The organism is Bacillus sp. CCNWLW194 (genome assembly GCF_037120585.1).
GTDB classification, from domain to species: Bacteria; Bacillota; Bacilli; order Bacillales; family Bacillaceae_G; genus Bacillus_A; species Bacillus_A basilensis.
The window spans coordinates 37,621-62,168 of the sequence record NZ_JBBBBL010000005.1 but is presented as its reverse complement, the minus strand read 5'-3'; the positions used below and the strand labels follow the sequence as shown (position 1 = coordinate 62,168).

Genomic DNA, 24,548 nt, shown 5'->3' with positions numbered 1-24,548 from the left:
AAAATAAAGAGGTGATCAAAATACTATGATCATCTCTTTATTCTCTATTTTAAAAATTAATTGTATTATTTTCATTTCCAACACTCCGCTCGTAATCTTATAATTTCAATTCCATGCTCACTTTTCCCTTCTAAAACAACACCCTAATACATACATTTACGGTAAAATATAGTTAATGTATTACTTTATTGTGGAGGTGTAAATTTCCTATGTATATATTCATTGGCTTATCCCTTTTACTCATATTACTCATATTTTTATTCGCAAAAAAGTTCGCCCCAAACTCATTTATGATGACTAGTTTTAAAGGCAATAGCTTTAAAATATTTTCAATCAGCATGTTAATCGCCGCCACCCTTTCACTTTCCTATGGAATCTATCACGCAACAACATATCAACCTAAACATTTAGAGATCACATTACAAAATCAAAACTTTACTGTTTTCGGTAATGTTGGAAAACTTGGATATTTCTCAGAAAAATTACTAAAAAAAGATACAACAGTTGAACTATATTTTGCCTCTTGGGAACCAATGCAATTAAATAATCCAGAAATAATAGTAGACTACCCTTCAGGTAAACAGGAAACATGGAAACCGAACATAACATTAATTCCTGCCAATAAATTAAAAGAGAAACACCGTATAAAAGAGCTTTATCAACTCTCATCATATTCATTTAAAGAGTCCGGGAATATAACATTAACGATTACTGAAAATAATACAACTAATAAAAAGGTCTCAATTCAAGTGAAATAAATAAAATGTCCCTCCAGCATAACCGAGGGACATTTTATTTATATATGTATGCTATTTTAATTTGACGGTTCATTTAATGTTGCAATTATTTCATTTGCAGTGTTCTTTCCATTTCCAATACACGCACCAATTCCGACACCGTAATAGGAAGCGCCAGCTAAGTATACATTAGGATAAAGATCAGTCATTTTTTCTTGTAATGTTTGAACCGCTTGATTATGTTCTAAATGATATTTCGGCATTAAATCTTTCCAATTTGTAACTTCAACTACTTCTGGTTCACCTTTAATTCTGAGACTCTTTTCAATATCATATAAAGCGACTCGTACTAATTCTTCTTCACTATAATTTTTAATCGTTTCATATACTGGATTGGTACTCTTATAAAACATTCTCACTAATAGCTTTTGTTTTCCAGATGTATGTTTCCACTTTCGGCTTGTCCATGTACAAGCGTCACAATGTAAATCACTGTTTTCCGTTACGATAAATCCTGTACCGTCCGCCGGTAATTGTTCATCTAGTATGTCAAATCCTAAGTAAATACTTATAAGAGATGAGTTTTTAAATGTATGAAACTGCTCGTTTAACTCATTAGACTGTAATAAAGTTTGGGCGATATCATGCGGAGTTGCTAAAACAACATAATCAGCTTGGATTGAATTGTGATTTGCAAAGGAAATTTCATAGCGATCACCTTGTTTACTTATAGCCGTCGTTACAGCACCTTTCTTGACAACCGTCTCAGGCAGCACTTCTTCTAAACGATCAATAATCGTAGATAGTCCATTTTTGAATGATACAAACTTTTTATTTCCTGCTGATTGAAATTGTTTTTTATTCTCTTCAAAACCTTTAATAATACTTCCATACTTATTTTTATACTCCAGTAAATACGGTAATGTAGATGCCATCGTAAGCTCATTCAATTTACCAGAATATACACCTGAAAGTACAGGTGCAATTTGTCTTTCCACTAACTCTTTCCCTAAGAAGCTTTCTAAAAATACAGCAAGTGATGTATCTTTCGTAAACTCTTTATTTTTCGTTATGTAATCTTTTAAAGCAACAATTTTTCCTTTCGTTGATACTAGCGTACTGCTAAACAACGATTCAACACTCATCGGTATCCCAAATATAGTGTCAGAAGGAATTGGACGTAAAGCATTATCAGAATATATGTAAGAAATACCCGTTTCGTTATATACCATTTCTTCTTCTAAATTTAATTCTTTTATTAGAGGCATAACATGCTCATTACGAGCAACGATAGAATCTGCTCCTGATTCCATAATAAAATCCTTTTCTTCTACACTATGGATTTTACCACCTAAGTACTTTTCTTTTTCTACAAGGATTAAATTTAAATCAATATTATTATCCTTTTTTAATTTTTCTAAATAAAACATAGTAGAAAGTCCCGTTATACCTCCACCAATAACAACAACTGTTTTCATATGTGCTGCGCTCCTAACCGATACAATTAATAATTCCTTTATTATTATACCCAAAAGTCCTTATATTCGACTAGCAGCTTGCGCATTCTGTAAGAAATTAGACAATATATTCGAATATATTCCCGGTTGATCATTATGCACTAAATGACCGGCAAAAGGAATAACAGCAATATGAATATTATCGTTTAATTGTTTGAACGTTGTAGCAGCTGTAACTTCATCTTCTGAATCTCCCCCACTAATACAAAGTGTAGGTACTTGAAGGCTAGCTACATCACCAGTTTCATCAAATGGGTACCAATCCTTAACTTGCCACGATTCAAGCAATGCTTTCCAATCACTTTTTTCATGAATTTGATTCATATAAGTTACAACTTCTTCATTTTCCATTAATTGCTGATGGCACTTCGCTTCATACTCCTGAGACTCCTCCCAATTTTCTCTCTTAAGCGGAAAGATACCTGAAAAAGTTAATGTTCTCACCTTATCTGGATATTTTTTTGCAAATAATAAAGCAACTAATCCTCCTAGTGAAACACCAGCTATATGACATCTATCAATTTGTAAATGTACTAACGTATCATGTAAATCCTTTACAGAACGTAGGAAATAATTCTCCAATGTTCCTCCTGATTTTCCATGCCCTCTTAAATCAGGGCGAATGACTTGATAATTTTGTTCTCGAAAATATGCTGCCTGCTCTTCATATTCTACTAAACCTGTCATACCACCAGAATGCAAAAGCACGATTGGTTCCCCTTTTCCTAAAATGTGCGTATGTAATATCATTTATCCCCCTCCTTTGAAATTGAATTTTCTATTAATTATTAGTATATAGAATTTACTTCTAAATTTTCAAATAAAAAAAGAACTATAACATATTCACATCATGTCATAGCTCTTTCTATTTTAAAAACATAAAGTAATTAATCAATTTGTCTATTTCTTGGCTTAAAGCCAATACTTTTTCATGTTGAATTCCATAATCCGATACTAAATATAAAAGTTCTTCTTTCTTTATTTCAATTGCTTTTTCCAATTTCATTAATTCCATGTCGTTTTACTTCTCTCTCCAATACTAAAAATGTATGTATTTTAGTATAGCCTATTTACAGAATTAGTAAAAGTAAAATACGTATGTAAAATCTTACAAATATAAAAATAATATACTATCGACAAAGAATTTTTATATTTAGCCCTTTATACAGATCATTAGACTTCATTACATACTCATAACAAAACGGAATTTCTCTAATGTTATATCTTTATATTTTGGAGCCCTCTTAATATGATCAAAATAACTATATGAGAATTTAAAGACATGTCCGAAATCCCAATCAAATGCACTATAGTCTTTTAGCCAAAATTGATTTTCTGTTGGTAATATATAAGCACGTTTAGATTCGATTAAAGGTAAACAATCTATCGGTGAATGCAAATTTATTTCACTATTCAATGTAAGACTTTGACTAGCACGTAACACGTATACTAGTTTTAATAGGGGACGTATCGCTCGATGGAATATATCTCTATGCCCTAAGTCATACATAATATTAATCGCATGTGAAAAAGTAAGTAAATGACCAATTAAATCATGATGCGATTCCGCTCTATAAATAATATTAAATTGTGAAAGCTCCTTTAAAATAAACTTTGATACTTGTTTCGGATTTCTCAGTTTACTTTCCATCTCATTTTTTATACTTAATTGTTTTACTTCCTTTGTCGTAAAACCAATCCACGATCTACCAGGAATTGTTTTTTGAAACGATAATAGAAGATTAGCAATCCCTTCAATTGCTTGATTATCGCCCCATTTTTGTAACTCTTTCATAGCTAATAAACTTAATGCAGCATAAATGACATTATGCCCCACCCAATGAAGTTCATCAATTGTATGCTCCAATGATTTTATAATCATTTTTTCAGCACTTTGAAAATCAATTTCTTCTTTATTATCGATAATTTCACCTAAGTTTTGCTTATTCAGCATCATTTTTGTTTGAGAATACATACTACGAATTATTTCTTCTTCCATATTATTATCTTTCATGAAAAAATAACTAGCAATTGCAGCTGCTCCGAAATGCGCATGCCAAATATCATTTGTTTCTTTTTTACATTGAGAAATAATTGAAAGGCCACCTTTTAAAACAGTTTTATTTTCCATCTTTTTATCCCCCGTGATAAAAATCGCTTTATACTCATCCTAAAGATGGAGTCAATACGAATAAAATGTGATTCGATTCATCACTTTTATTCAAAAAACGATGCTTCACATTTGGTGGGATACGTACAACATCCCCTTCTTCTAAGAAATATTCTTTTCCTTCTAACTCCACATATACTTCTCCTTTCATGACAACAGCAATTTCTTCTTTATCTTCATGTGAATAGTGACTTTCCGTTGTGTTTGCTTGTTTATTTAAGTCCATCATTAACATTTCAATACGTGCTTTCATAAAATCAGGTGTTAATACATCGTATACTATGTGATCGCTATTTTCTCGATATACTTTCTTTCTATCTTTCTTCTTAGAAATGAGTGAATCTGTATCAATCTCATTAATAAACAGTGTAAATAGTGGGACATTTAATGCTTTCGCTATTAATTCCAATACACTTAACGAAGGATTCGCATGTCCCCTTTCAATTTGGCTAATTAGTGACGTACTAATCCCCGCATAATCAGCAAATTCACGAATTGTCATCTTATTTTTCTTACGATAACTTAATACAGTTTGTCCAAGCCTATCATGTATCATAGTAAACCCTTCCTTCGTCCATCATAATATATGTTTCATCGCTTTTGTACTAACTTACTAAACAAAGGCAAATAATCCTTTTCTATCGTCTCCGAGACTTATATACTTACCATTGTACATTATATCGTATTTATTTTATTATAATAAACAATTCATCGGAGGGACAAACTTTGAAATCACCTATTCTTTCATATTGCATCTTATTTTTCGGTGTATTCGCCTTATCAACTTCAGCGATTTTTGTAAAATTGGCCGATGCTCCTGCGGCTATCATTGCTTTTTATCGATTATTTTTTGCTGCATTAATTCTGTTACCGTTATTACTATTTAATAATAACAATCGATACGAACTAAAAACATTAACGAAAAAACAATGGAGATTCGGATTCATTTCTGGGCTATTTTTAGCTGCACATTATGTACTATGGTTTGAATCGTTACAATATACTTCTGTAGCAAGTTCCACAGTTATCGTAACATTACAACCTTTATTCTCAATGATTGGTGGTTATTTTTTATTCAAGGAGAAGTTTACAAAAGGAGCGGTTATTGATTGCCTCATCGCTATTTCAGGAAGTATCGTCATTGGATGGCAAGACTTCCAAATTAGCGGAGAAGCTTTATACGGGGATATTTTAGCATTTATTGCGGCAGGAATTATTACCGGTTACTTTTTCATTAGTCAACATGTTCGTAAAGATTTATCACTTATACCGTATTCGGTAATTAGTTATGGAAGTAGTGCCTGTTTTCTTGGTATATTTGCTTACTTGCAACACGAATCTTTCATCCACTACTCTACACAAACTTGGATGTGCTTTATTGGATTAGCGTTTATTGCAACGATTTTAGGGCAAACAATTTTTAATTGGTTATTAAAATGGATGAGTGCTACTGTAATCTCTATGAGTATTTTAGGAGAAACGATTGGAACTTGTATACTAGCGTACTTTATTTTAAGTGAGACCATTTCTTTGCAACAAGGACTAGGTATTACAGTTATTTTTATTGGTTTAGCATTATTTTTATTACAACCAAATTCAAATAAAAAAGCATGACATTATACTGTCATGCTTTTTCACTATTCATTATGTACAATTAAACCATCAGGTCTAAAACGACTCATCATAATTTCATTAATAAACTTTCCGTGAGCCTTCAAATTCCCTATCTTTACTCCCTCTACTACAAATCCGAATTTTTCATATAAAGTTTTCGCTTTAGGATTCGTTTCTAAAACACCAAGTTCCACTCGCTCTAACATTAACCAATTATCAGCCAAATCCAGCATTTTTGTAAGAAGTGCTTTCCCAATGCCTTTATTATGATATTCACTGTCTACGCCGATAAATAAATCACCTGAATGTGATCTTCTTCCTGGACTTTGTGTTAAACCAACAAAACCTACAACTTCTCCATCAAATTCTGCAACAAATTCAAATTGATTTGGTGCTAAATTTCGAATTCTATTTTCCATTGCATCTACACGCATGCTAGGTAAGAAAACCATATAAGGTAAAACATCATCTTGTATGCATATACGATGAATTGCTCTAGCATCTTTTATTTCTACCGCTCTAACTTTGATCCCCATTTTGATCCCTCCATATAAATACACAATACATTATCATTCTAGAATCCTTTATAAAACCCCTTCTCCTGTGTATTTCTTTATGTTATTTTTACACAATTATTTCAATATAACATTCAATTTAAGAACAGCTTTATCTACCTAACTACTAACTAAAACCAAGTTAACTTTTTACTTTATTAAATAACTCAAGTAGCTTTTCAATTTGAATCCCATTTATTTTCATACCGGTTATATCACAATTTTCTATTTCAATATTTTTCAAATTACTATTATGTATTGTACTACCTTCTAAATCACAATTATCAAATAAAATAGGTTCCTTCTCATCGCCAAGACTTGTATTTTTGAATTGCACTCCACCTAATGTCACCAAATTAAATTTACTACCAGAAAGATTTAAATCTGCATATGAAGAATTTCTAAAATTTATATTTCTAAACTTTGATTGACTTACATTACAATTACTCATATTCATATGCATTATATTACTACCAACAAATGCACTATTTTTCAAATTCACTTGATAATATTCTGTATTAACCAAATTACAGTTTTCGTATTGCCCTGTTTTCATATCTTTATTTTTAATTAGGTTCTCTTCAACTGAACCTACATGTATTCTTTTTACATAACAATACTCATCTTCAGATTTAAAAATTATTTCATAGCCCATTTTTTTATAAAAATGATGATTATTAATTTGTCTACTAGATGTTTCGAGATCCCAAATCTTTATGCTTTGATATTCCTCTTCTATTAATTTAATAACATGTGATCCAATTCCTTTTCCTTGATAAACAGGATCTACAAAAATACGATCAATTCGACCGTATGACTTACCAGAAATCGTAACTATAATTCCCCCGATTATTTTTTCATCCATTATCACTTTGTAAGAATCCAATTCTTCAATCGAATATTTCATCATTTCAACTGAAGAATATCCTGGAGGTTGAATGTTATAGTCAATAACATCACCTTGACCACATAGCCATCGTTTTGCTTCTTCATCAAATGTTCTTGTCATTATTTCTGTTAACTTTTCAGCATCTAAAATAGTAGCTTTTTCTATAGATATTATTGTCATTTTTATTTTCCCCTTCATTGTTACAAGATACTAATTTTTGCGAACGATATAGTTATAATATTAAGAAAGTTAAGATTAACAACTCTCTTTACTATTAAACTACAAATAAACCTATATTTTCTACTTCGACTTAGTATTCATGTATAAAAAAGAGACCATGTAATAAAAACATGTTCTCTTCTTTTATTCATTTTCAATTTTACATAATTAAAAATTAAATATTACTTAAGCCACTCGTTGCAACTATTACTTAACTCCTGTAAATCTTCTATAAATCGACTCGCATGATATCCATCACAAACCGAATGATGGAATTGTAATGAAACTGGTAGCATAAACTTATTTTCTTCATTAAAATATTTCCCACAAGTTATAATTGGTAATAGAAAATCAGCATCATTATTAATATTAAGATTAAATCCAGTAAAACTAGTCCAAGGTATGCTAGAAATCGGAAATACATTAGGCGGAACATTTTCTTTTGTGAAGAGACCATGAACACTAGCATAGCATCTCATATCTTCTTCATAATTTTTATAAAAAATGTTGAATTCACTAGAATAATCCGTCCATATACTTGAAAAAGACTTATCATCTTTATGAAAGATTGTATAACTCGGTATCATTTCCTCCCAATAGCCTAAAACTCCTTCATCGTTATAACATGTTCGAAATTCTTTATGATTATTTACTACTCGAGAAATTAAATATATAAAAACGGGATAAAATTTTATTCTCTTTTGATTTAATTTCTCTAATAACATCGTGATATCAATATTCACAGTCATACTAAACGTACATTTCAATTTTAAATAATGTTTAAAATACTGCTCTCTATTCCAATTTTCTCTGTCAATTATATGAAACTTCATTTTAATAGCCTCCTAAAATTTTATTTTTATTTTAGAAGGCTAACTTTCTTGTTTTCACCATACTTGTTCACTCCTTACAGTATAGATGCATCCTCAAGTTTTTATTTAATTATATAACATCTGCAAAAATCCATTCACATATTTCTTGAATTTCAACCACATACTATTAATAAATCAACTGACGTTTGGAGGATTCAAACATGAATGACAAAAATATAAATAAAAAAGATGATATTATCGCAAACACTACACCTATTCCAAATAATAATACTGCAAATCTTAATATCGAAGAGCAAGCAATGAACGGCTTGTATGGAATGCCCGAAACAACAATTGAAGATGCTGATCACGCTGTAACTGATAATTTGACTTCAAAAAATTAATTAACTACATTGAAAAAAGCCAAGGAAAATATCCTTGGCTTTCTCAACTATGCATCCACTTTTTGTATCTCTTCTCTCTTTCTCGAAAGTTTCCCTGGCCAAAAAGCAAAGCGACCTAAAACAACTGTAATTGCCGGTACTAGTAATGGCCTAACAATAAACGTATCAAGTAATACTCCAATTGCTGTTACAATACCAAATTGAACGAGTACTTGAATTGGAAGTGTTCCTAACACTGCGAAAGTTCCTGCTAAAATTAAACCTGCTGAAGTAATGACACTACCTGTTTGTATTACACCATTTCTTACTGCATCCAAATGATTTTGTGTCTTTCTATTTTTCCATATTTCAGAAACCATAAAGATATTATAATCTTCACCTAAAGCAACTAAAAATACAAATGCATATAACGGTATTGCTCCTTGTATCGCTGGAGCCCCCATACCGAAATGAAGTAATATCCATCCTGCTCCTAATGCAGAGAAGAATGATAAGACAACAGTTACAATTAAATAAATCATCGCAACAATTGATCGCAAGTAAACAAGTAATAGTAAAGCTATGATACTAATCATTACTGGAATAATAACAGCTTCATCACGTTCCGTAATTTGCTTTGTATCATATAATGATGCCGTTTCTCCACCAATCCATAATTGATCTTTAGCATTACTAATCCCAGCATCTTTTAATACTTTTTCTATACTACTTTTCAATTTAGGGATTTGATCTAATGCTTCAATTGAGTATGGATTTTCTGCTAAAGAAACCTCATACATTTGTATTTGCTTATTTTCTTTACCCTCTTTTGGCTCCCTCACTGTATTAACAAAAGAAAATTTCTCTAGTTCTTGTTTAATAGGAAGCTCTTTTCCTTTCGTATCAACAACAACTTTAACTGGCGCTAGTTCACCAGCTGAAAAATGATCACTAATTAACGTAAACCCTTCACGGGAAGGCATATCTTTTGGAAACGATTCTAATAGATCATATGTGTATTGAATACGTGGTACAAATGAAGCCAATCCGCCTAATACAAACACAGTTAGCATAATTATTGTCCACGGTTTTCGGACTACAACATCACCAAGTTTTTTACTAAAGGCATCTTTTGATTTTTTAACCTTTACTACTTTCTTTTTCTTTCTTGCAAACTCCTCATTCATTGAAGTTGTTCTCGGTATAAACGGGAAGAACGCAACTCTGCCAAAGATTAATAAAAACGCAGGAAGAATTGTTAAAGCAGCGATTCCCATTATGAATACTGCAACACTAAATGGTACTGCAAATCGATGAAAGGCACCATAATGAGCAAGTAGTAATGTTCCTAATCCAAGTACTACCGTTAATGCACTCATTATAATTGCCCCACCAGATGCTTTAATCGCAAGTTGCAGCGCCTTATATTTACTTTCTTCCTCTAGTAAGTACTCTCTATATCTCGAAATTAAAAATAAACAATAGTCCGTTCCAGCACCAAACAATAAAACTGTCATAATTGAAATCGCTTGGGCATCTACTTTAATCCATCCGTGATCAGCTAAAAATCCAAGTGTAGGACTAATAATACCGTATGCAAAACCTACAACAAGTAAAGGTAAAATTGCTAAAATTGGTGAACGATATAGTAAAATTAATAAGACTAATACTAGTAGTACAGTAGCAACTAATAACTTCACATCAGCTTGACTAAATAAGCTAACTGCATCCGTTTGAATACCTACAGGTCCAGATAACCGAACATGTAAACCCGATTCACTAATTTTTCGTTTGAATGGATCCTCATCGATCTTACTATTCACTATGTTTCTTAAATCTTCAAGATTTCCTTTTAATATATCTGTTCCAGCTGTCTTATTAAAGAATACTGGTGTAACAAATGATGTACCATCTTTTGATGCACTTTTTGATAATGCTTGTTCCGGGATTGTATCAAATGGCGGTAATGTTGATTGTTCTTTTAAAGGACTGGTTTTTAATTCTTTATAAACGTCTTGTATGAGTTTATAATCCTTTGACTGTAATCCACCATCTCTATGCCATACTACTAACAACGGATTTCCTGCATTATTCGGAAACTCTTTTTTCATAAGTGCTTCCGCTTGCTGTGACATAGCTGTTTCAGGTAAATTTTTCGGATTCGGTTCTTTCGTACTATTTACTTGTGGTAACGTAAATGAAAGTAATAATGTAATAAGAATCCAAACCGATAAAGTTATCCATTGCGTATTCTTCCCTGCTACAAGCTTCCCTAACATATGTAACGGGTGCTTTTTCATAAAAACCCACCTTCCTTTTTTCCTCCACTATTAATTATATATACTGGTCGGTTAATTAATCAAGAATGATTAAAAATTATGTTATAATTATTTCAAGAATACATGTCAGGAGCGAATAGATTTGGAACAAAAACAACGTCCTCTCGGAAGGCCTCGTCAAAATAAAAATACAAAATCTACAAAAGAAACCATTTTAGAAGTTGCAACACGATTATTTCTTACTCAAAATTATCAAGTCGTTTCCATGGATGAGGTCGCAAAAGTTTGTGGTGTTACGAAAGCAACCGTCTACTATTACTTTTCAACAAAAGCCGATTTATTTACCGCTACTATGATCCAGATGATGGTGCGTATACGTGAGAATATGTCACAAATACTCTCTACAAACAATACTTTAGAAGAGAGATTATTAAACTTTGCTAAAGTCTACTTACATGCCACAATGGATATCGATATGAAAAATTTTATGAAAGATGCAAAACTATCTTTATCTGAAGAACAATTGAAGGAATTAAAAAATGCTGAAGATAGCATGTATGAAGTGTTAGAAAAAGCACTCGATAAAGCGATGCAACTTGGAGAAATCCCTAAAGGAAACGCTAAATTTGCTGCTCATGCTTTCGTATCTTTATTATCAATTGGGAATTTTAAAGATGAAAATCACAATCATATTCTTGCAAATATAGATGAATTAGCACAAGAAATCGTTACTTTCTATTGGAACGGGTTAGGTCATTCATATTAAATAGATTTCCTTTAATAAAAGAGTATGTTTGAATTTTTTTCAAACATACTCTTTTATAATTTATTTTTATACTAGTAATTAGATTATACTTCCACACAGTTAGCAATCTCCATAAATTTATTCTCCTTTCTAATACCGCTATCTTTTAATATGTTTTGTCATCCCAATCGAGAATGCTTCAAATCCGATAGTTTCATAGTAAGATTGCAATGTTTCTACACACATAAGTTGAGGAATGACCTTGTTTTGTTCACAGTGCTGGATTAATCGTTCTACTATTTCTTTTCCAATTCCAATGGACTGATACTCTGGTAATACACATACCCCGCAAATAACACCAGTTATTACACCATCTGATATAATACGCCCCATCCCTATTAATTGTTGCTCTTTAAAAGCATATATTGCATACCAACTTTGTTTACACATTTGTTCTAATTCGTTAACCGTTAATTGAAGAGAATTCCATCCTAAAGATTCATATACAGTTAATAATCCATTGAAATTTGTTGGGTGTTTAATTGTGTAATTTATACTATTATTCATGTAAATACTCCTTATTTTCTCGTTTGTTTTTATTTCATAAAATTGTTTTTACTATGAAATTAATTTATACAAACTTCCATAAGAACAATATTATTCCTTCTCAACTTAAAATAAAAAGAAGTTAACCTATCCTCAGTTAACTTCTTTTATATAAATCCATCATTATATTATTAACCAAAAACCATACAGCTACAGACGATCAGGACAAACAAAACTAATAAACTATTTGAGAAATAACCCATAGAATACTACCCCTTTATTTCATTATGTTAAAGATTTTACCATAAAATTATTTACAACATAATAACTGAAAAAGACATTGTATTCATTAGTTAAATATACTAGGTAATATTTAATTTTAATCATACCCTACTTTATAGGCACTTTTCCTACTACGATAGTGCACATAACTTCAAAATAATAAGTGCTATATAAAAGATCACAATTTATCTATGGCTTCTTTACTTATTTTTCAACTATGCTAATAAATGTAACATCTTCACAAAAAGAACATTCACTACTACTTCTCTAATCATTTACAACTCTCCCTGTAATTTATTTAAGCTCTATCCTCATTTATATTAATATCTTTCTTATTCGAAAATAGATTTTTAAAAATTCCTACCCCTACAATTAATAGAGCAATTCCAATTAATTTATTTATTTGCAAGGGAACCCTCTCTATTCCAAATAATCCAAATGTATCAATACATAGAGCAACAACTAATTGAGTAATAAGGCTAATTAGCACCGTATACGCTGGACCTAAACTCTTTATTGCACCCATTATACAAATAATTAATCCGATGCCAAACAATCCACTTACATAAAACAAATAATTTGTAGTATACACTTTAATGCTAATACTGTTTTCTGTAATGATATAAAATAGAATAGAACTTATGAAACCTATTCCAAGAACACATGCAGTTGTTAACCACTGCCCTATGTTTTCATTTACTTTCGTATTAAAAACAGATTGTAAGCTAATTAATACTCCAGCTAATATAGCTAAACTAAATCCAATCATATTCCCTCTCCTCTTTTCATTGCTCATATATATTATTTTTAGCAACTTCCTTCATTCTAAATAAATCTTTAATTACAATAACTCCATTTTTCTTTTCAATTAATTTTTCTTTATAAAATTTTTGTAACACCCGAATGACGTGCCTATAACTTACTCCTATAAAGTCCGCAATACTTGATACCGAAGTTGCATCCAAATCGTCTCTATACATATTCCCGTTACTATCTGTTGAAATTGAAAGCAAATAACTAGCTACACGTACTTCTACTGGATAAAGTAAATTAAGAGCTGTAAAACGAGTCGATATTTTTAATGTGTTCGCAATGTTTTCAAGTAAGAAATTCATTAATTTAGGATTTTGTAATAACTTATTTCTAATAACCGTATGAGAAATGGAGATTGCTACAACTTCTGAACAAGCTTCAACGGCATTATGCGCTTTGCTATTTTGTATGAATTCAATATCACCAACAACCGCCAATGGATTGATAAAACGAAGGATCAGTTTTTTTCCTTCTGGTGTAATCGTATAAACTTTTACTTTACCTTTAACAACAAAGTATAAACGATCCATTTCATCACCTATATTACAAATAAGCTCGCCTTTTTCAAAATGATTTAATTGAAAATAAGCTGTATCTATTTCTGAAAAAAACTCGAGCTTTTTATTGGTTTTCAAATAATGAATAATTAAATCTGATCTATTCTCCACTTTCATTTCCTCCTTTCATTTACATATTAAATACAACGATTCCTAACATCATTACTATTGTTCCCACAATATGATATCTCTCCATCTGTATCTTTTTTATTTGAAATAATCCTTTCAGCTCAATAAAAGTTGCTGTTAACAATTGCGCAACCATAAGTGTTCCAGCTGTTAATGTAACTCCCATTGCATGTATCGCTATTGTTTCTGCACAAATAATTAACCCACCAAGTGCACCAGCTACTAAATATATTTTTTTCACATCCTTCAAATCCGCTATTTTCTCTTCTTTCTTTAACAAAAATATTGTTGTTGCAATAATGAATCCAATTAAATGCGTAATAATACTTGTCGACCATATACCAATATGTGAACTAAGTTTCGCATTAAATGTGCCTTGAAGTGTAATAAATACGCCAGCAAATACAGCAAATACAATGCCTTTCAAAAAATCATCTCCTAATCTTCTATTTCTGACTTAATTAAAAGCTATAATCCTATATAAGCAAAAGGACAAATGTCACATCAGTATGAAAATAACTACAAATGACCATCAAAAAACACACCTCAAAATATTTGAGGTGTGTTTTTTGATTAATATATATAATTTTAATAATTATAATTACGCTACATTAACAGATTTATTCTTCAAAACAAACTTTCCAAATAAAAAACGCACAAGCGGACCCATAATAATTAATTGCAATGGATACGCCATAATGAAGTTTTTAATAAAAATCGAGAAATACATTGAAACGAATGATTCACTATGTAACCCATTATGCAAATACATCATAGCCATTCCGTAAAAAGACATAAAGAAAACCATTCCAATAACCATAGCTGTCGCCATCGCAATAATAATATTTACTTTTTTCGATTTATCAAACGGTAACATGAATACAAGTTTTTTCGCACAAGGTCCAACAATACATATTTCAATTAATAATGCAATAATGAATCCAATTATTAGTTCTAATGCGATCTCCTTAATATGAATTGGTCCCCCTGCTCCATTCAGTAATAAATTATAAAACGTCATTACAATAACCATCCCAAGGCACATCATCATACCAAATTGGAGGTTTTCCTTTCTTGTTGTTGGCAATTTCTATCATCCTTTCTGTTTAAGTCTTTGTCATTATATCGATTATGGAAACCTCTTCGTAAGTGAACATTTTGTGAACAATTTTAAACCGCTTTCATATATTTCTACTCTAATTCTCACTTTTACTTATAAAGGTTATATATATCGCGATGTTGAATTACTAAATTTAACATTGCATTACATTATTACTAGGAGGATAACCATGAATGAAGCAGAATTTTACGCATATCACATCGTAACAAGGAGAAAAATGAATATCGGACAAATCATTCATTTTAACAAAAATCAACATAATACTCTATATCACTTCTTTTTTGAAAAAGAACAATTAAATGCTAGTGGTGAAGATGGCATGAAAATTATAAATAATTACTATAAAAATGAAGAATTGCATGTAAATAATGAAAATGCTCAAGTCGTTATGAATTATATAGATCAAACAATTAGAGCAGTTAGGGAAACGATTGTAGAAATGGTTAGGTTGCAAGAATATCCTAATTATCCTTCAAGACTATCTTGTTTATATGCTGCTAAAAGCTATGATGATGCGTTGAAATGGAAAGCATTGTTTGATTCTTACAATCGAGAAGTGTTGCAGATTGTTAAACTACGAGTAATTGGAAATCATTTCGAAGGTGACGGAAACCTTTTACCGAAAGAAGATGGCATTCCTTTTTCTCAAAAAATTGAACAAGCTAGAGAGTATTGGAAAGGAAATAGCAAAAGCGAATTACCTGAGCTATTGATTAATGGGAAAATTGAAGTAGTGGAAATTAACAATGATTTTTCCAAAGTTAAATATTAGAGAATGGAGATTACAATGATGAAAAAAGTGTACTTCAATCATGATGGCGGTGTAGATGATTTAGTTTCACTGTTTTTATTACTCCAGATGGATAATGTCGACCTTACAGGTGTTTCAGTTATCCCTGCAGATTGCTATTTAGAACCAGCAGTGTCGGCAAGTCGAAAAATTATTGATCGCTTCGGCAAAGGTAATATTGAAGTAGCAGCGTCTAATTCTCGTGGAAAAAATCCATTTCCAAAAGACTGGCGGATGCATGCATTTTATGTAGATGCTTTACCCATTTTAAATGAGTCTGGAAAAGTTGTAACACCCGTAGCAGCAAAACCTGCGCATCATCATTTAATTGAGGCTCTTCTACAAACTGAAGAGAAAACAACTTTATTATTTACAGGTCCTCTTACCGATTTAGCCCGTGCACTATATGAAGCACCTATAATCGAAAATAAAATTAAACGTTTAGTTTGGATGGGTGGTACATTTCGTACTGCAGGCAATGTACATGAACCTGAACATGATGGAACAGCCGAATGGAATTCGTTTTGGGACCCTGAAGCAGTAGCTCGCGTATGGGAAGCAAATATAGAAATCGACTTAGTAACTCTAGAAAGTACAAACCAAGTTCCCCTAACTGTAGACATACGTGAACAGTGGGCAAAAGATCGAAAGTATATCGGTATTGATTTCCTTGGTCAATGTTATGCAATTGTTCCCCCTCTCGTTCACTTTCCAAAGAACTCTACCTACTATTTGTGGGATGTATTAACTGCTGCATTTGTTGGGAAAGCTGATCTAGCAAAAGTACAAACGATTAATAGTATTGTTTATACATACGGACCTAGCCAAGGACGTACAGTGGAAACAGCTGATGGCCGACCAGTTAATGTAGTATATGATGTAAACCACAATGGTTTTTTCGACTATATAACTGGGTTAGCAAAAAAAGCCTCTACTTAAAAGCCTATCTATACGAAAAATAAAAAAATGGTATAACTTCAAATGATGGGCCAGTAAAAAATTAGAAATTGGTTGGAACTTATTATTAAAAAAGAGCATTGAATTAACTTTCAATACTCTTTTTGTACAGTTTCATGCTATTTGATAAAAATTGTGTTTTACAGTTTACTCAGTTCATAACCATTTACAAAAAACGTTATTGTTTCTAACTCATCTTCATTTAATTCTCTATCTAGCTCTTGTTTATACGCTTCCTTTATCTTCTCTTCATCGCCTTTATGAGCTTCTGTATAAGCTCCTATTGTTTTTAGCAAATGAATTTCTTGTAAAAATTTAGCCCGATCTATTGCTTCCCCATGAGAAAGAATATAAGTTTCAGCATCGAATTTCTCTAATTCCTCTATTAATTTAAAAGTTCTTTTCGTCGTATAGTTCCACTTCGAAGAAAAAATATCTGCATATATACAGTCTCCTAAAAACAATATCTTTTCTTCTTTTATATACATAACAACTGAATCATGTGCATGATCTCCCCCCACATGTTTTAACAAGCATGTCACTTCACCAAGATCTAATTCAAGTTGATTCTGAAACGTTAAGGTCGGAGGAATAATTTTAATATTTCTCGCTTTCTTGCTAAACTCTTTTTTTATGCAATCCGCACAAAATTCAATTTCAGTACCTTCTTTTACGCGTGCGTCCAATGCTTCATCTGTCCATTCATAAGATACTAGTGACTGCATTTCTTTTTTCGTTTCAGTATGCGCAATAGTTAATGCATTCTGTAGTACAGATAATCCAAAAATATGATCCCAGTGCCAATGCGTTAGTGCTACAAAATCAGGATTCGATACATTTTGTTCTTTTAACATTTCTAAAAACAATTGTGCATGTTCTTCTGAATTCCCTGCATCAATCATTAACGTTTTTTCTTGTCCAACGACCATTCCCAATATAGGTCTATCTGTTTCAGAAACTGGTGTCATATGCCAAAACGAGTTTCCTATTTTTTTTATTTGCTGCATAATTAGTTCCTCCATTTACTGCTATTCTCTTCAATTTATACTACTTGTAAATTTCTAGCATCTAACATACTAACTATTTCACTTTATTCATATACTGTTCTTGTACACGCTGCATTAAATCTCTCATCTTCTTTTCAGAAGGGTGCTCTTGGTTCTCTGGTACCTCTCTACCATTAGCTGAAAATTCTTGAGAACATGATTTATGAGTTACCTCTAAGTTTACAAGTGGGTATTCCCAAGAATCTTCAGTTCTACTTCCAGTTGAAGCAAGGCGTATACAGCTAGAATCAAGCTTCGTACGCTTCCCTTCTTTATTTACTGTGTAATATAAATCATTTACTGTACCATATTTCATATCTTTTGTAGCTGTAATAGCAGTACCGTCAGCTGAGAAAATGACAACACTAAATCCATCTTCTTCCTGTAACGTCTCCGCACCAGGTACGTTATATAGTACAATTAAATCACCTTCGTATCCTTCAGGAATTACGTATATTGTATCTGTCGTTTCTTTACCAAAACTGGTACATCCACTTAAAAATAACGTTAATATGATTCCGAAACAAAATGTACTTCTCTTTAAAACGTAGTAACCTCTTTTATCCATTTAAATACGCATCCCAATCATAATCTTCAATCTTATAGAATCTACCTTTATCATTTCTTTCATATGCACATAACGGTGGTTCCTCGAGAAATTTCAAAATAGAATCATCTATATTCAATATGACTCCAATTGAAATAATTTGAAAGTTTTTAGGATCATTTACATAGTCATCACTTTCATAGCCACTTAATATTGACCAACCCGAATCACCATCTTCTCTTGAATCCTCTTTAAGCATAAAGTTAAATTCTCTTTTTTCAAGTACATCATTACTAACAATTACCTTCGTATCAAAATAAAAATCCCAATCTTTTGAAGCTGGATCATGATATTCCGTATCACATATATTTTCGATTCCAAATGAAATGTTATCACCTATTTTTAAATCTAATCGATATGGTTCATTGCTCAGTTCCCCTTCAAACTTCTTCTCATTTCTTTCAGTGATTTCTACCCACATTCTTTCATCATTAAACCCATCTTCTTCCCCATTTTTAGTTACAAAAATTAACTTTACCAAATCTCCAATCTTTAATTTCTCCAACACTTCTGAGCTAGGAAGGTAAAATGTATATGGTGCTCCTTTATTTAATTCATAAACATTATCTAAGTACCAAGACATATTTTTCTCTCCTCAAAAACTTTTTACACTCATATTTTTTAAATAACACTATTTTTTCTTCCGGCAAACTACTACCATTGAATAACAATCTTCCCCTAACTCATTTCCTTCCCAATCATTATATATATGTAATAATTCAAAACCATTCGCTACTAATAATCTTTCTAACTCCTGCGGATACGTATAGCGAAGATCTATCGTTGTTTTCAGTTCCTCTACTAGTACATCGTCCTCATAAAACCTTCTTGTTGTTATGTAGTGCTGTATTTGCTGAATTGAATCATATGTCATTTCAGTATATAGATTATATTTTCTTCCCTTTTCATCACTAACAGTTGTCCAATATTCTTCTGTAGATGGTTGTATTAATTCTTCTTTTGAAGGAAAACGTGTATCGAATATAAATATACCATTTTCAGCTAATACGTGATGAATAAATGTTAATAACTGATTTTGATCTATATTCGTGAGAAAATGCTGGAACCCGTGTCCTACCATAAATGCTAACGGAATCGTTTCTTCAATCTTCAATTGTAAGCAGTCTTGTTGTAGCCATTTGACCTTCTTACAATCCGTAGATTTTTTCTTTGCTTCAGCAAGCATGCCTTCATGTATATCTACACCAATCATTTGATATCCGTTTTCTATAAATGGAATTGTAACCCTTCCTGTCCCGCAGGCAATATCTAAAATCCATTCATTTTGTATACTTAGTTTTTTCGCCCATGATAGTAAGAACGGAAAATCTGACAAACTTTTATTTTCTACATCATATCGTTTTGGATTTTCATATTCAGATAGACTCCATTTTGTTTGCAAACTTATTCCCCATTTCATATTTCCACTTAAATTCAATATATAAATTACAACGAATTGTTAGTTTTTTCTCTATAATCAAACACAATTACTTGGACTAATCTAACTTCCCTTTTCGTAAGCTAAAAACAAGTGAAAGAATCGGAGTGTGATACTGTGGAACGATTATGGATTCCAATGATTGTTACGTTTTTTTCATTTGGCGGATTACTATTAGGCGGTGCGGTTGGCATTGCTACGCGCCAGTTAATTGAAGAAAAGATGCATCGTTTATACGCATTATGTGGGGGGATTTTACTTGGGCTTTTATCCCTTGAAATTATTCCTGAAACATTTTCAAGCTATGAAATAATTGGGCCTATACTTGGTATAGCTATCGGTATTTTAGTTATGAGCTTATTAGATAACTATTGTCATCATCCAATGATACATAAAAAAGATCAACAAGCTTGGCAAACTTTCCTTTTTCTCTCTCTCGCTATATTTATTCATAATTTGCCGAGTGGATTTGCTTTAGGTACTGCTTTTATTAATCATGCTGACTCTGCCATACCTTTTTTAATAGCAATCGTCGTTCACCATATTCCTGAAGGATTAGCATTAATTATCCCCTTTCTCTTTACAAAGCATAAATATATTTCCTTTTTATTAACAACTTTATTACTTTCCCTTATTCTCGGTACTGGGACGGTTTTTGGCATTTTGATGGAAGGAAAAGCTCTACATTTACAAGGGCTTATTATGGGAAGTGCTATCGGCTCACTTGGCTATGTAACAATTCATGAAATGCTTTGGAAAGCTAAGAAACAGCTCTCTTTCCTTACATTTCTAACTTGGGCAACTAGCGGTTTTTTACTAATAACAGTATTTACACTATTCGCTGGTCATCATTAAAGATAATAATATTATCATTTGTATATTTTTCCTTTTTCTCCAAAACATAATAGTATCTACCTAATTATAAGGAGGAAAAATTATGTTTGGGAACACAGCCGGTGTAGCACTAGTTGACCTTTTAAGTGACTGGGGAGTAGAACATATATACGGAATGCCTGGAGGTTCCATCAATTCTATAGATGAACTACTTCCTGCTTTCGAAAGTGCGATAAAACAAAATAGTCCGTGTATTATTGATGTAGTTGTAGAGGTAAATGAAGCACCAATGCCAGCAAAAATCACCTTTGGTCAAGCCGCTGATTATACGAAGCATATGATAAAAGAATTATTTGAAGAAGGTAAGATTGATTTACCACCACTTTAAACGAAAAAAGATAGCTGAAAACGATTTGTTTTATTTAGAACCAAGAAATAGGTATTTAGCATATGTATATCAATAATAGTTATATAATGTTGCACATTGTATAGACGAAAAAGAAGAGGATAGATAAAGCAGAAAGTATATGCATTATCTATCTTTTTTTATACTACATATGACCTCATTTACTAAAACAACATTTTTAGACCTTATTGAACTAACGCATGCGTTAGTTCAATAAGCATTTTTTCACAATCTTTACAGAAATGCTGCCCTTTAGTTCAATGAGGAAAAACTGCCTTAATTGCAGCCCTTGCCTCTCCTTTTGTGCATGGTGGGTGGTACTTCCATTTTACCAATTGATGGTTTCTTTTTGTTTTTCTTGACATAAAAAGGGGCCGTCTCAAACCCTTTAATTAAAAGAAAACCTGTTCAATTTTGCCTCAGTACTAAGTATAACAGTGTTAAGCTCATTCCCTCCGCTATCTTGTCCCCTTCTGAAATAGAGACTGCGTAAAAAATTTTTGCTGTTCACGCGAGCAATCACCTGACTGCGACTTCTCGGCAAATTGCAGCATTGTGCTAAACCACTAATCCAATCAGCGATTTCTTGATGTGGAAGTAACTCTTTGTCAATCATCGTATCCACGATGTTTACTAACCGTTCATCATCCTCATCGCTAAAAATTTGTTTACCATTATGAAGCATGCCAGAAATAGCGACAAGAACCTTACGCAGCATTGTGACGCTGCTCTCCTCGCACTGCACCAGCTCGACAAAAACATCCGCACCATGAGACGCGCTGTGAGCCCAGCCTCCTACTGAAAGGTAACCTCGCAGATCCTTCTCCTCTTTATAATAACGGAGTATCGCATGCATTAATTGCTCAATTTCCGCTTGATTAAAAAATGGATTTTGTCTGTGGCGTTGCACAATCAAAGCGATAGGTAAGGCAGAGAACGTCCTTGTAAAAACTGACTGATCATCCTCGCTACCAATACTATAGAACAAATGGTTCTCATCAGTCAGAACAGTTAAGAGGCTTCGTAACTCCTCTTCACTGAATCTATTCTCTTCCTTAATCCACATATAAAACATTGAATAAATCAGGTTATCTCGTAATTCTGGCTGAGGATCGCCAATATATTGAAGTAACAAAGGTAAGAAATCTTGATGTCGCTCACCTTCACGTAACTGATACTCATCCTTCTCAATTCTTTGCAAATCCAGCATCAATTTAGTCCTTGTATCGCTCATTTCCCCATCTCCTTCAACATTAACATAATTTCCTCTATAACAACTTCTGGCTCATCATGATGAATATAATGTCCACTTCGACTAGCAATCCGGTACTTGCTTGACGTTGATAGCCATTGGAATTCTGCTTGGAGCCTTTGCTCAATTTCCAATATATCTTGAGATGGCCATCCTTCTTCAACATTGTCAGGTAAACCTCTTGTAATAATTGCAAGAGGGAGGTTACTTTGCTTTGAATGATCAACGACTTGCTTATAACTTTGTATTTTATCAATCTTCTCACTATTCAACATAGGATTCTCGTAATATTCCCTATTTCTTGCAAGCAGATTTTCGGGTAGAACCTTTTCATAGGCAAGTTCTTTATATTCCGGTGCAGCGTCAACCAAAATCATACCGCAGATGTTCAGTGGATAAAGGCTGGCATATAATCTAGCGACCAAACCACCAAAAGAATGTCCCACCAATATATAGGGCTTCTCCACTTCAAGCGCTAGCAACAATTCGTTGAGCTCCTCAACTAGATCATAGCAAGTCGTCGGGACGGATGCCACTTGACTCCTGTCAATACCCGACCTGTTATAGGAAAAGGTTGATGTTTCTTGCGATATTCGGTCTTGGACTTTTTTCCATGTCTCATAACTATCGCCTAACCCTGCTATGAAGATTACGCTTGGAGTACTGTTACGTGAATATTTATTTAATAGTCTGTGGTTATCACATATATCAATTATCTTTTTATTTTGTATAGTCACTTTTAATCACCCAGTTCAATTATAGGATTTACAATATTGATATCCCCATAATAATTTGATTATTTTTTTTTTTGAACTTTACTGTCTTTTGTAACTTCAGCTATCTTTTTTATTTTTGTACCTCTCTATAGAAAGAAAAATCACTCACATTAGTTTGTATTCGTTTCTCTTCCTTTATTTCTTTACCCTTGCTCTTAGATGTTCTTACATTTCCAAGTTTAATCGCATCTTGCATACTATTACTAACTAAATTTCCCGCGAGAATTGTCATACTATAAAAAGCAATCGGTATAAGTACAATCCATGTATGAGTAGTTAAGTGGCGGAAGTTTTGACCAATTAGGCCAGTCCATTCTTTTGTTACACTATCTGGATCCATTCCACTGAAAGTTATAGTTCCGCCAAAAAATAATTGCAACAAACCAAGGTGTAAAAGAAGCAATAAAGTACTCACAAATTGTTGAGCTACTAATAAAAGAAATGGTGGTAACATATGCGGCCATATATGGCGCTTCAACCTATGCCACTTACTTCCGCCGAGCACAGTAGCTGCCAACATAAATTCTTCTTTTTTAATACGTTTTACTTCTTGTGCTACAAACAACATCACTGTTGGTACAGCAAGAAATACAAGAACTATAATTTGAAATGCCACACGCAAATACAACGGCACAACTTCCGCTCCACTATCAAACGTTAAAACTTCATTTAACATAAAATAAGAAATCATAACCATTGGTACAATACTAAAAGGGTCAAAAAAAGATGAAATAACTGGAAAATAACGTTTACCGTACATACCAAGAAGTAAACCAATTCCCCCTCCAACTATCACTCGTAAAATCGCTATAACTATACTCGCTCCAACTGTCCATTTCGCACCTTCTATTATTAATTGAACAAGGTCACGACCTTTCACATCACTTCCAAACCAAAATTTACTTGATGGCGAAAATGGAGCTGCCTCTAGTTCTCCTTTTTCGTTATACATCATCGTGAGTTCGCGAATATTCCCATCAAAAAACACCGTATACCCAATACTAACAATCATTAGTACACTCAAAAAGGTAATGCCTATCCAAAATCTTATATCTCTTTTTACAACTTGCCACATA

At 32.4% G+C, this 24,548-nt stretch carries 28 protein-coding genes and 1 pseudogene; 8 read left to right on the top strand and 21 right to left on the bottom strand.

Annotated features, from left to right (window positions below; genetic code table 11):
• The first annotated feature begins 209 nt into the window (after positions 1 to 209).
• Entirely contained in the window at positions 210 to 758 is a 549-nt protein-coding gene (locus V7S50_RS13095) for a hypothetical protein (RefSeq protein WP_242253160.1), read from the top strand.
• Positions 759 to 814: 56 nt separating this feature from the next.
• Here V7S50_RS13095 and V7S50_RS13090 read toward each other — a convergent pair whose 3' ends face one another.
• The 5 genes from V7S50_RS13090 to V7S50_RS13070 form a co-directional block, all read right to left on the bottom strand.
• Positions 815 to 2,215, bottom strand: a complete 1,401-nt coding sequence (locus V7S50_RS13090; protein WP_242253159.1) for a protoporphyrinogen oxidase — start codon at positions 2,213 to 2,215, stop codon at positions 815 to 817.
• Between the two features lie 60 nt (positions 2,216 to 2,275).
• Positions 2,276 to 3,004: an alpha/beta fold hydrolase gene (locus V7S50_RS13085; RefSeq protein WP_242253158.1), complete on the bottom strand. Its 729-nt coding sequence runs from the start codon at positions 3,002 to 3,004 to the stop codon at positions 2,276 to 2,278.
• 115 nt (positions 3,005 to 3,119) lie between these two features.
• A complete protein-coding gene (locus V7S50_RS13080) occupies positions 3,120 to 3,269 on the bottom strand; it encodes an aspartyl-phosphate phosphatase Spo0E family protein (RefSeq protein ID WP_063225024.1) in 150 nt (49 codons plus the stop codon).
• Positions 3,270 to 3,437: 168 nt separating this feature from the next.
• Positions 3,438 to 4,385: a hypothetical protein gene (locus tag V7S50_RS13075; protein WP_242253157.1), complete on the bottom strand. Its 948-nt coding sequence runs from the start codon at positions 4,383 to 4,385 to the stop codon at positions 3,438 to 3,440.
• A gap of 34 nt (positions 4,386 to 4,419) precedes the next feature.
• Positions 4,420 to 4,980, bottom strand: a complete 561-nt coding sequence (locus tag V7S50_RS13070) for a helix-turn-helix domain-containing protein (RefSeq protein WP_242253156.1) — start codon at positions 4,978 to 4,980, stop codon at positions 4,420 to 4,422.
• A gap of 170 nt (positions 4,981 to 5,150) precedes the next feature.
• Between V7S50_RS13070 and V7S50_RS13065 the strand changes: the two genes are divergently transcribed.
• Positions 5,151 to 6,038, top strand: a complete 888-nt coding sequence (locus tag V7S50_RS13065; RefSeq protein ID WP_242253155.1) for a DMT family transporter — start codon at positions 5,151 to 5,153, stop codon at positions 6,036 to 6,038.
• Positions 6,039 to 6,061: 23 nt separating this feature from the next.
• Here V7S50_RS13065 and V7S50_RS13060 read toward each other — a convergent pair whose 3' ends face one another.
• From V7S50_RS13060 to catA, 3 genes are all read right to left on the bottom strand, one after another.
• Entirely contained in the window at positions 6,062 to 6,574 is a 513-nt protein-coding gene (locus V7S50_RS13060; RefSeq protein WP_242253154.1) for a GNAT family N-acetyltransferase, read from the bottom strand.
• A gap of 160 nt (positions 6,575 to 6,734) precedes the next feature.
• Positions 6,735 to 7,679 (bottom strand): GNAT family N-acetyltransferase, encoded by a 945-nt coding sequence (locus V7S50_RS13055; protein WP_242253153.1) that lies wholly within the window; start codon positions 7,677 to 7,679, stop codon positions 6,735 to 6,737.
• 203 nt (positions 7,680 to 7,882) lie between these two features.
• Positions 7,883 to 8,533, bottom strand: coding sequence for a type A chloramphenicol O-acetyltransferase (gene catA / locus V7S50_RS13050; RefSeq protein ID WP_242253151.1), 651 nt, complete (start codon positions 8,531 to 8,533; stop codon positions 7,883 to 7,885).
• A gap of 200 nt (positions 8,534 to 8,733) precedes the next feature.
• On the opposite strand from catA, the gene V7S50_RS13045 reads away from it, so the two are divergent.
• Positions 8,734 to 8,916, top strand: coding sequence for a DUF4021 domain-containing protein (locus V7S50_RS13045; RefSeq protein ID WP_242253149.1), 183 nt, complete (start codon positions 8,734 to 8,736; stop codon positions 8,914 to 8,916).
• Positions 8,917 to 8,963: 47 nt separating this feature from the next.
• On the opposite strand, the gene V7S50_RS13040 is transcribed toward V7S50_RS13045, so the two are convergent.
• Complete coding sequence (locus tag V7S50_RS13040) at positions 8,964 to 11,195, bottom strand: MMPL family transporter (RefSeq protein ID WP_242253147.1); 2,232 nt, start codon at positions 11,193 to 11,195, stop codon at positions 8,964 to 8,966.
• A 121-nt stretch (positions 11,196 to 11,316) separates the two neighbouring features.
• Here V7S50_RS13040 and V7S50_RS13035 point away from each other — a divergent pair, with 121 nt between their 5' ends.
• A complete protein-coding gene (locus V7S50_RS13035) occupies positions 11,317 to 11,940 on the top strand; it encodes a TetR/AcrR family transcriptional regulator (RefSeq protein WP_242253145.1) in 624 nt (207 codons plus the stop codon).
• Positions 11,941 to 12,078: 138 nt separating this feature from the next.
• Here V7S50_RS13035 and V7S50_RS13030 read toward each other — a convergent pair whose 3' ends face one another.
• The 5 genes from V7S50_RS13030 to V7S50_RS13010 all read right to left on the bottom strand — a co-directional run bounded on the left by V7S50_RS13030 (position 12,079) and on the right by V7S50_RS13010 (position 15,333).
• Entirely contained in the window at positions 12,079 to 12,486 is a 408-nt protein-coding gene (locus V7S50_RS13030; protein WP_063225014.1) for a GNAT family N-acetyltransferase, read from the bottom strand.
• Between the two features lie 559 nt (positions 12,487 to 13,045).
• Positions 13,046 to 13,516: a DMT family transporter gene (locus V7S50_RS13025; RefSeq protein WP_242253143.1), complete on the bottom strand. Its 471-nt coding sequence runs from the start codon at positions 13,514 to 13,516 to the stop codon at positions 13,046 to 13,048.
• A 16-nt stretch (positions 13,517 to 13,532) separates the two neighbouring features.
• A complete protein-coding gene (locus V7S50_RS13020; protein WP_242253142.1) occupies positions 13,533 to 14,228 on the bottom strand; it encodes a Crp/Fnr family transcriptional regulator in 696 nt (231 codons plus the stop codon).
• Positions 14,229 to 14,247: 19 nt separating this feature from the next.
• Complete coding sequence (locus tag V7S50_RS13015; protein ID WP_242253141.1) at positions 14,248 to 14,673, bottom strand: DMT family transporter; 426 nt, start codon at positions 14,671 to 14,673, stop codon at positions 14,248 to 14,250.
• A gap of 174 nt (positions 14,674 to 14,847) precedes the next feature.
• Positions 14,848 to 15,333, bottom strand: a complete 486-nt coding sequence (locus tag V7S50_RS13010) for a DUF2798 domain-containing protein (RefSeq protein ID WP_242253140.1) — start codon at positions 15,331 to 15,333, stop codon at positions 14,848 to 14,850.
• Positions 15,334 to 15,535: 202 nt separating this feature from the next.
• Here V7S50_RS13010 and V7S50_RS13005 point away from each other — a divergent pair, with 202 nt between their 5' ends.
• Positions 15,536 to 16,138 (top strand): DUF2441 domain-containing protein, encoded by a 603-nt coding sequence (locus tag V7S50_RS13005; RefSeq protein ID WP_242253139.1) that lies wholly within the window; start codon positions 15,536 to 15,538, stop codon positions 16,136 to 16,138.
• Between the two features lie 15 nt (positions 16,139 to 16,153).
• The gene (locus V7S50_RS13000) at positions 16,154 to 17,095 is read left to right on the top strand and encodes a nucleoside hydrolase (protein WP_242253547.1); all 942 of its coding nucleotides are present in this window, start codon (positions 16,154 to 16,156) and stop codon (positions 17,093 to 17,095) included.
• 158 nt (positions 17,096 to 17,253) lie between these two features.
• On the opposite strand, the gene V7S50_RS12995 is transcribed toward V7S50_RS13000, so the two are convergent.
• The 4 genes from V7S50_RS12995 to V7S50_RS12980 all read right to left on the bottom strand — a co-directional run bounded on the left by V7S50_RS12995 (position 17,254) and on the right by V7S50_RS12980 (position 20,186).
• On the bottom strand, positions 17,254 to 18,120 hold the full coding sequence (locus V7S50_RS12995; protein ID WP_242253138.1) for an MBL fold metallo-hydrolase: 867 nt from the start codon (positions 18,118 to 18,120) through the stop codon (positions 17,254 to 17,256).
• A gap of 73 nt (positions 18,121 to 18,193) precedes the next feature.
• A complete protein-coding gene (locus V7S50_RS12990) occupies positions 18,194 to 18,727 on the bottom strand; it encodes a DUF6843 domain-containing protein (RefSeq protein WP_242253137.1) in 534 nt (177 codons plus the stop codon).
• Positions 18,720 to 19,349, bottom strand: a complete 630-nt coding sequence (locus V7S50_RS12985) for an immunity protein Imm33 domain-containing protein (RefSeq protein ID WP_242253136.1) — start codon at positions 19,347 to 19,349, stop codon at positions 18,720 to 18,722. The genes V7S50_RS12990 and V7S50_RS12985 overlap by 8 nt, the downstream gene beginning before the upstream one ends.
• A gap of 48 nt (positions 19,350 to 19,397) precedes the next feature.
• On the bottom strand, positions 19,398 to 20,186 hold the full coding sequence (locus V7S50_RS12980) for a class I SAM-dependent methyltransferase (protein ID WP_242253135.1): 789 nt from the start codon (positions 20,184 to 20,186) through the stop codon (positions 19,398 to 19,400).
• A gap of 135 nt (positions 20,187 to 20,321) precedes the next feature.
• Here V7S50_RS12980 and V7S50_RS12975 point away from each other — a divergent pair, with 135 nt between their 5' ends.
• Positions 20,322 to 21,059, top strand: a complete 738-nt coding sequence (locus V7S50_RS12975) for a ZIP family metal transporter (RefSeq protein WP_242253134.1) — start codon at positions 20,322 to 20,324, stop codon at positions 21,057 to 21,059.
• A 181-nt stretch (positions 21,060 to 21,240) separates the two neighbouring features.
• Positions 21,241 to 21,426, top strand: a pseudogene (locus V7S50_RS12970) (pyruvate oxidase); the annotation flags it as partial.
• 406 nt (positions 21,427 to 21,832) lie between these two features.
• On the opposite strand, the gene V7S50_RS12965 reads toward V7S50_RS12970, so the two are convergent.
• From V7S50_RS12965 to V7S50_RS12955, 3 genes are all read right to left on the bottom strand, one after another.
• Positions 21,833 to 22,678 carry a DUF2785 domain-containing protein gene (locus tag V7S50_RS12965; protein ID WP_242253133.1) on the bottom strand — a complete coding sequence of 282 codons (846 nt, stop codon included), beginning with the start codon at positions 22,676 to 22,678 and terminating at the stop codon, positions 21,833 to 21,835.
• Positions 22,675 to 23,433: an alpha/beta fold hydrolase gene (locus tag V7S50_RS12960; protein WP_242253132.1), complete on the bottom strand. Its 759-nt coding sequence runs from the start codon at positions 23,431 to 23,433 to the stop codon at positions 22,675 to 22,677. Before V7S50_RS12960 ends, V7S50_RS12965 begins: the two co-directional genes overlap by 4 nt.
• 109 nt (positions 23,434 to 23,542) lie before the next feature.
• The gene (locus V7S50_RS12955) at positions 23,543 to 24,547 is read right to left on the bottom strand and encodes an ABC transporter permease subunit (RefSeq protein ID WP_242253131.1); all 1,005 of its coding nucleotides are present in this window, start codon (positions 24,545 to 24,547) and stop codon (positions 23,543 to 23,545) included.
• Position 24,548 lies beyond the last annotated feature (1 nt).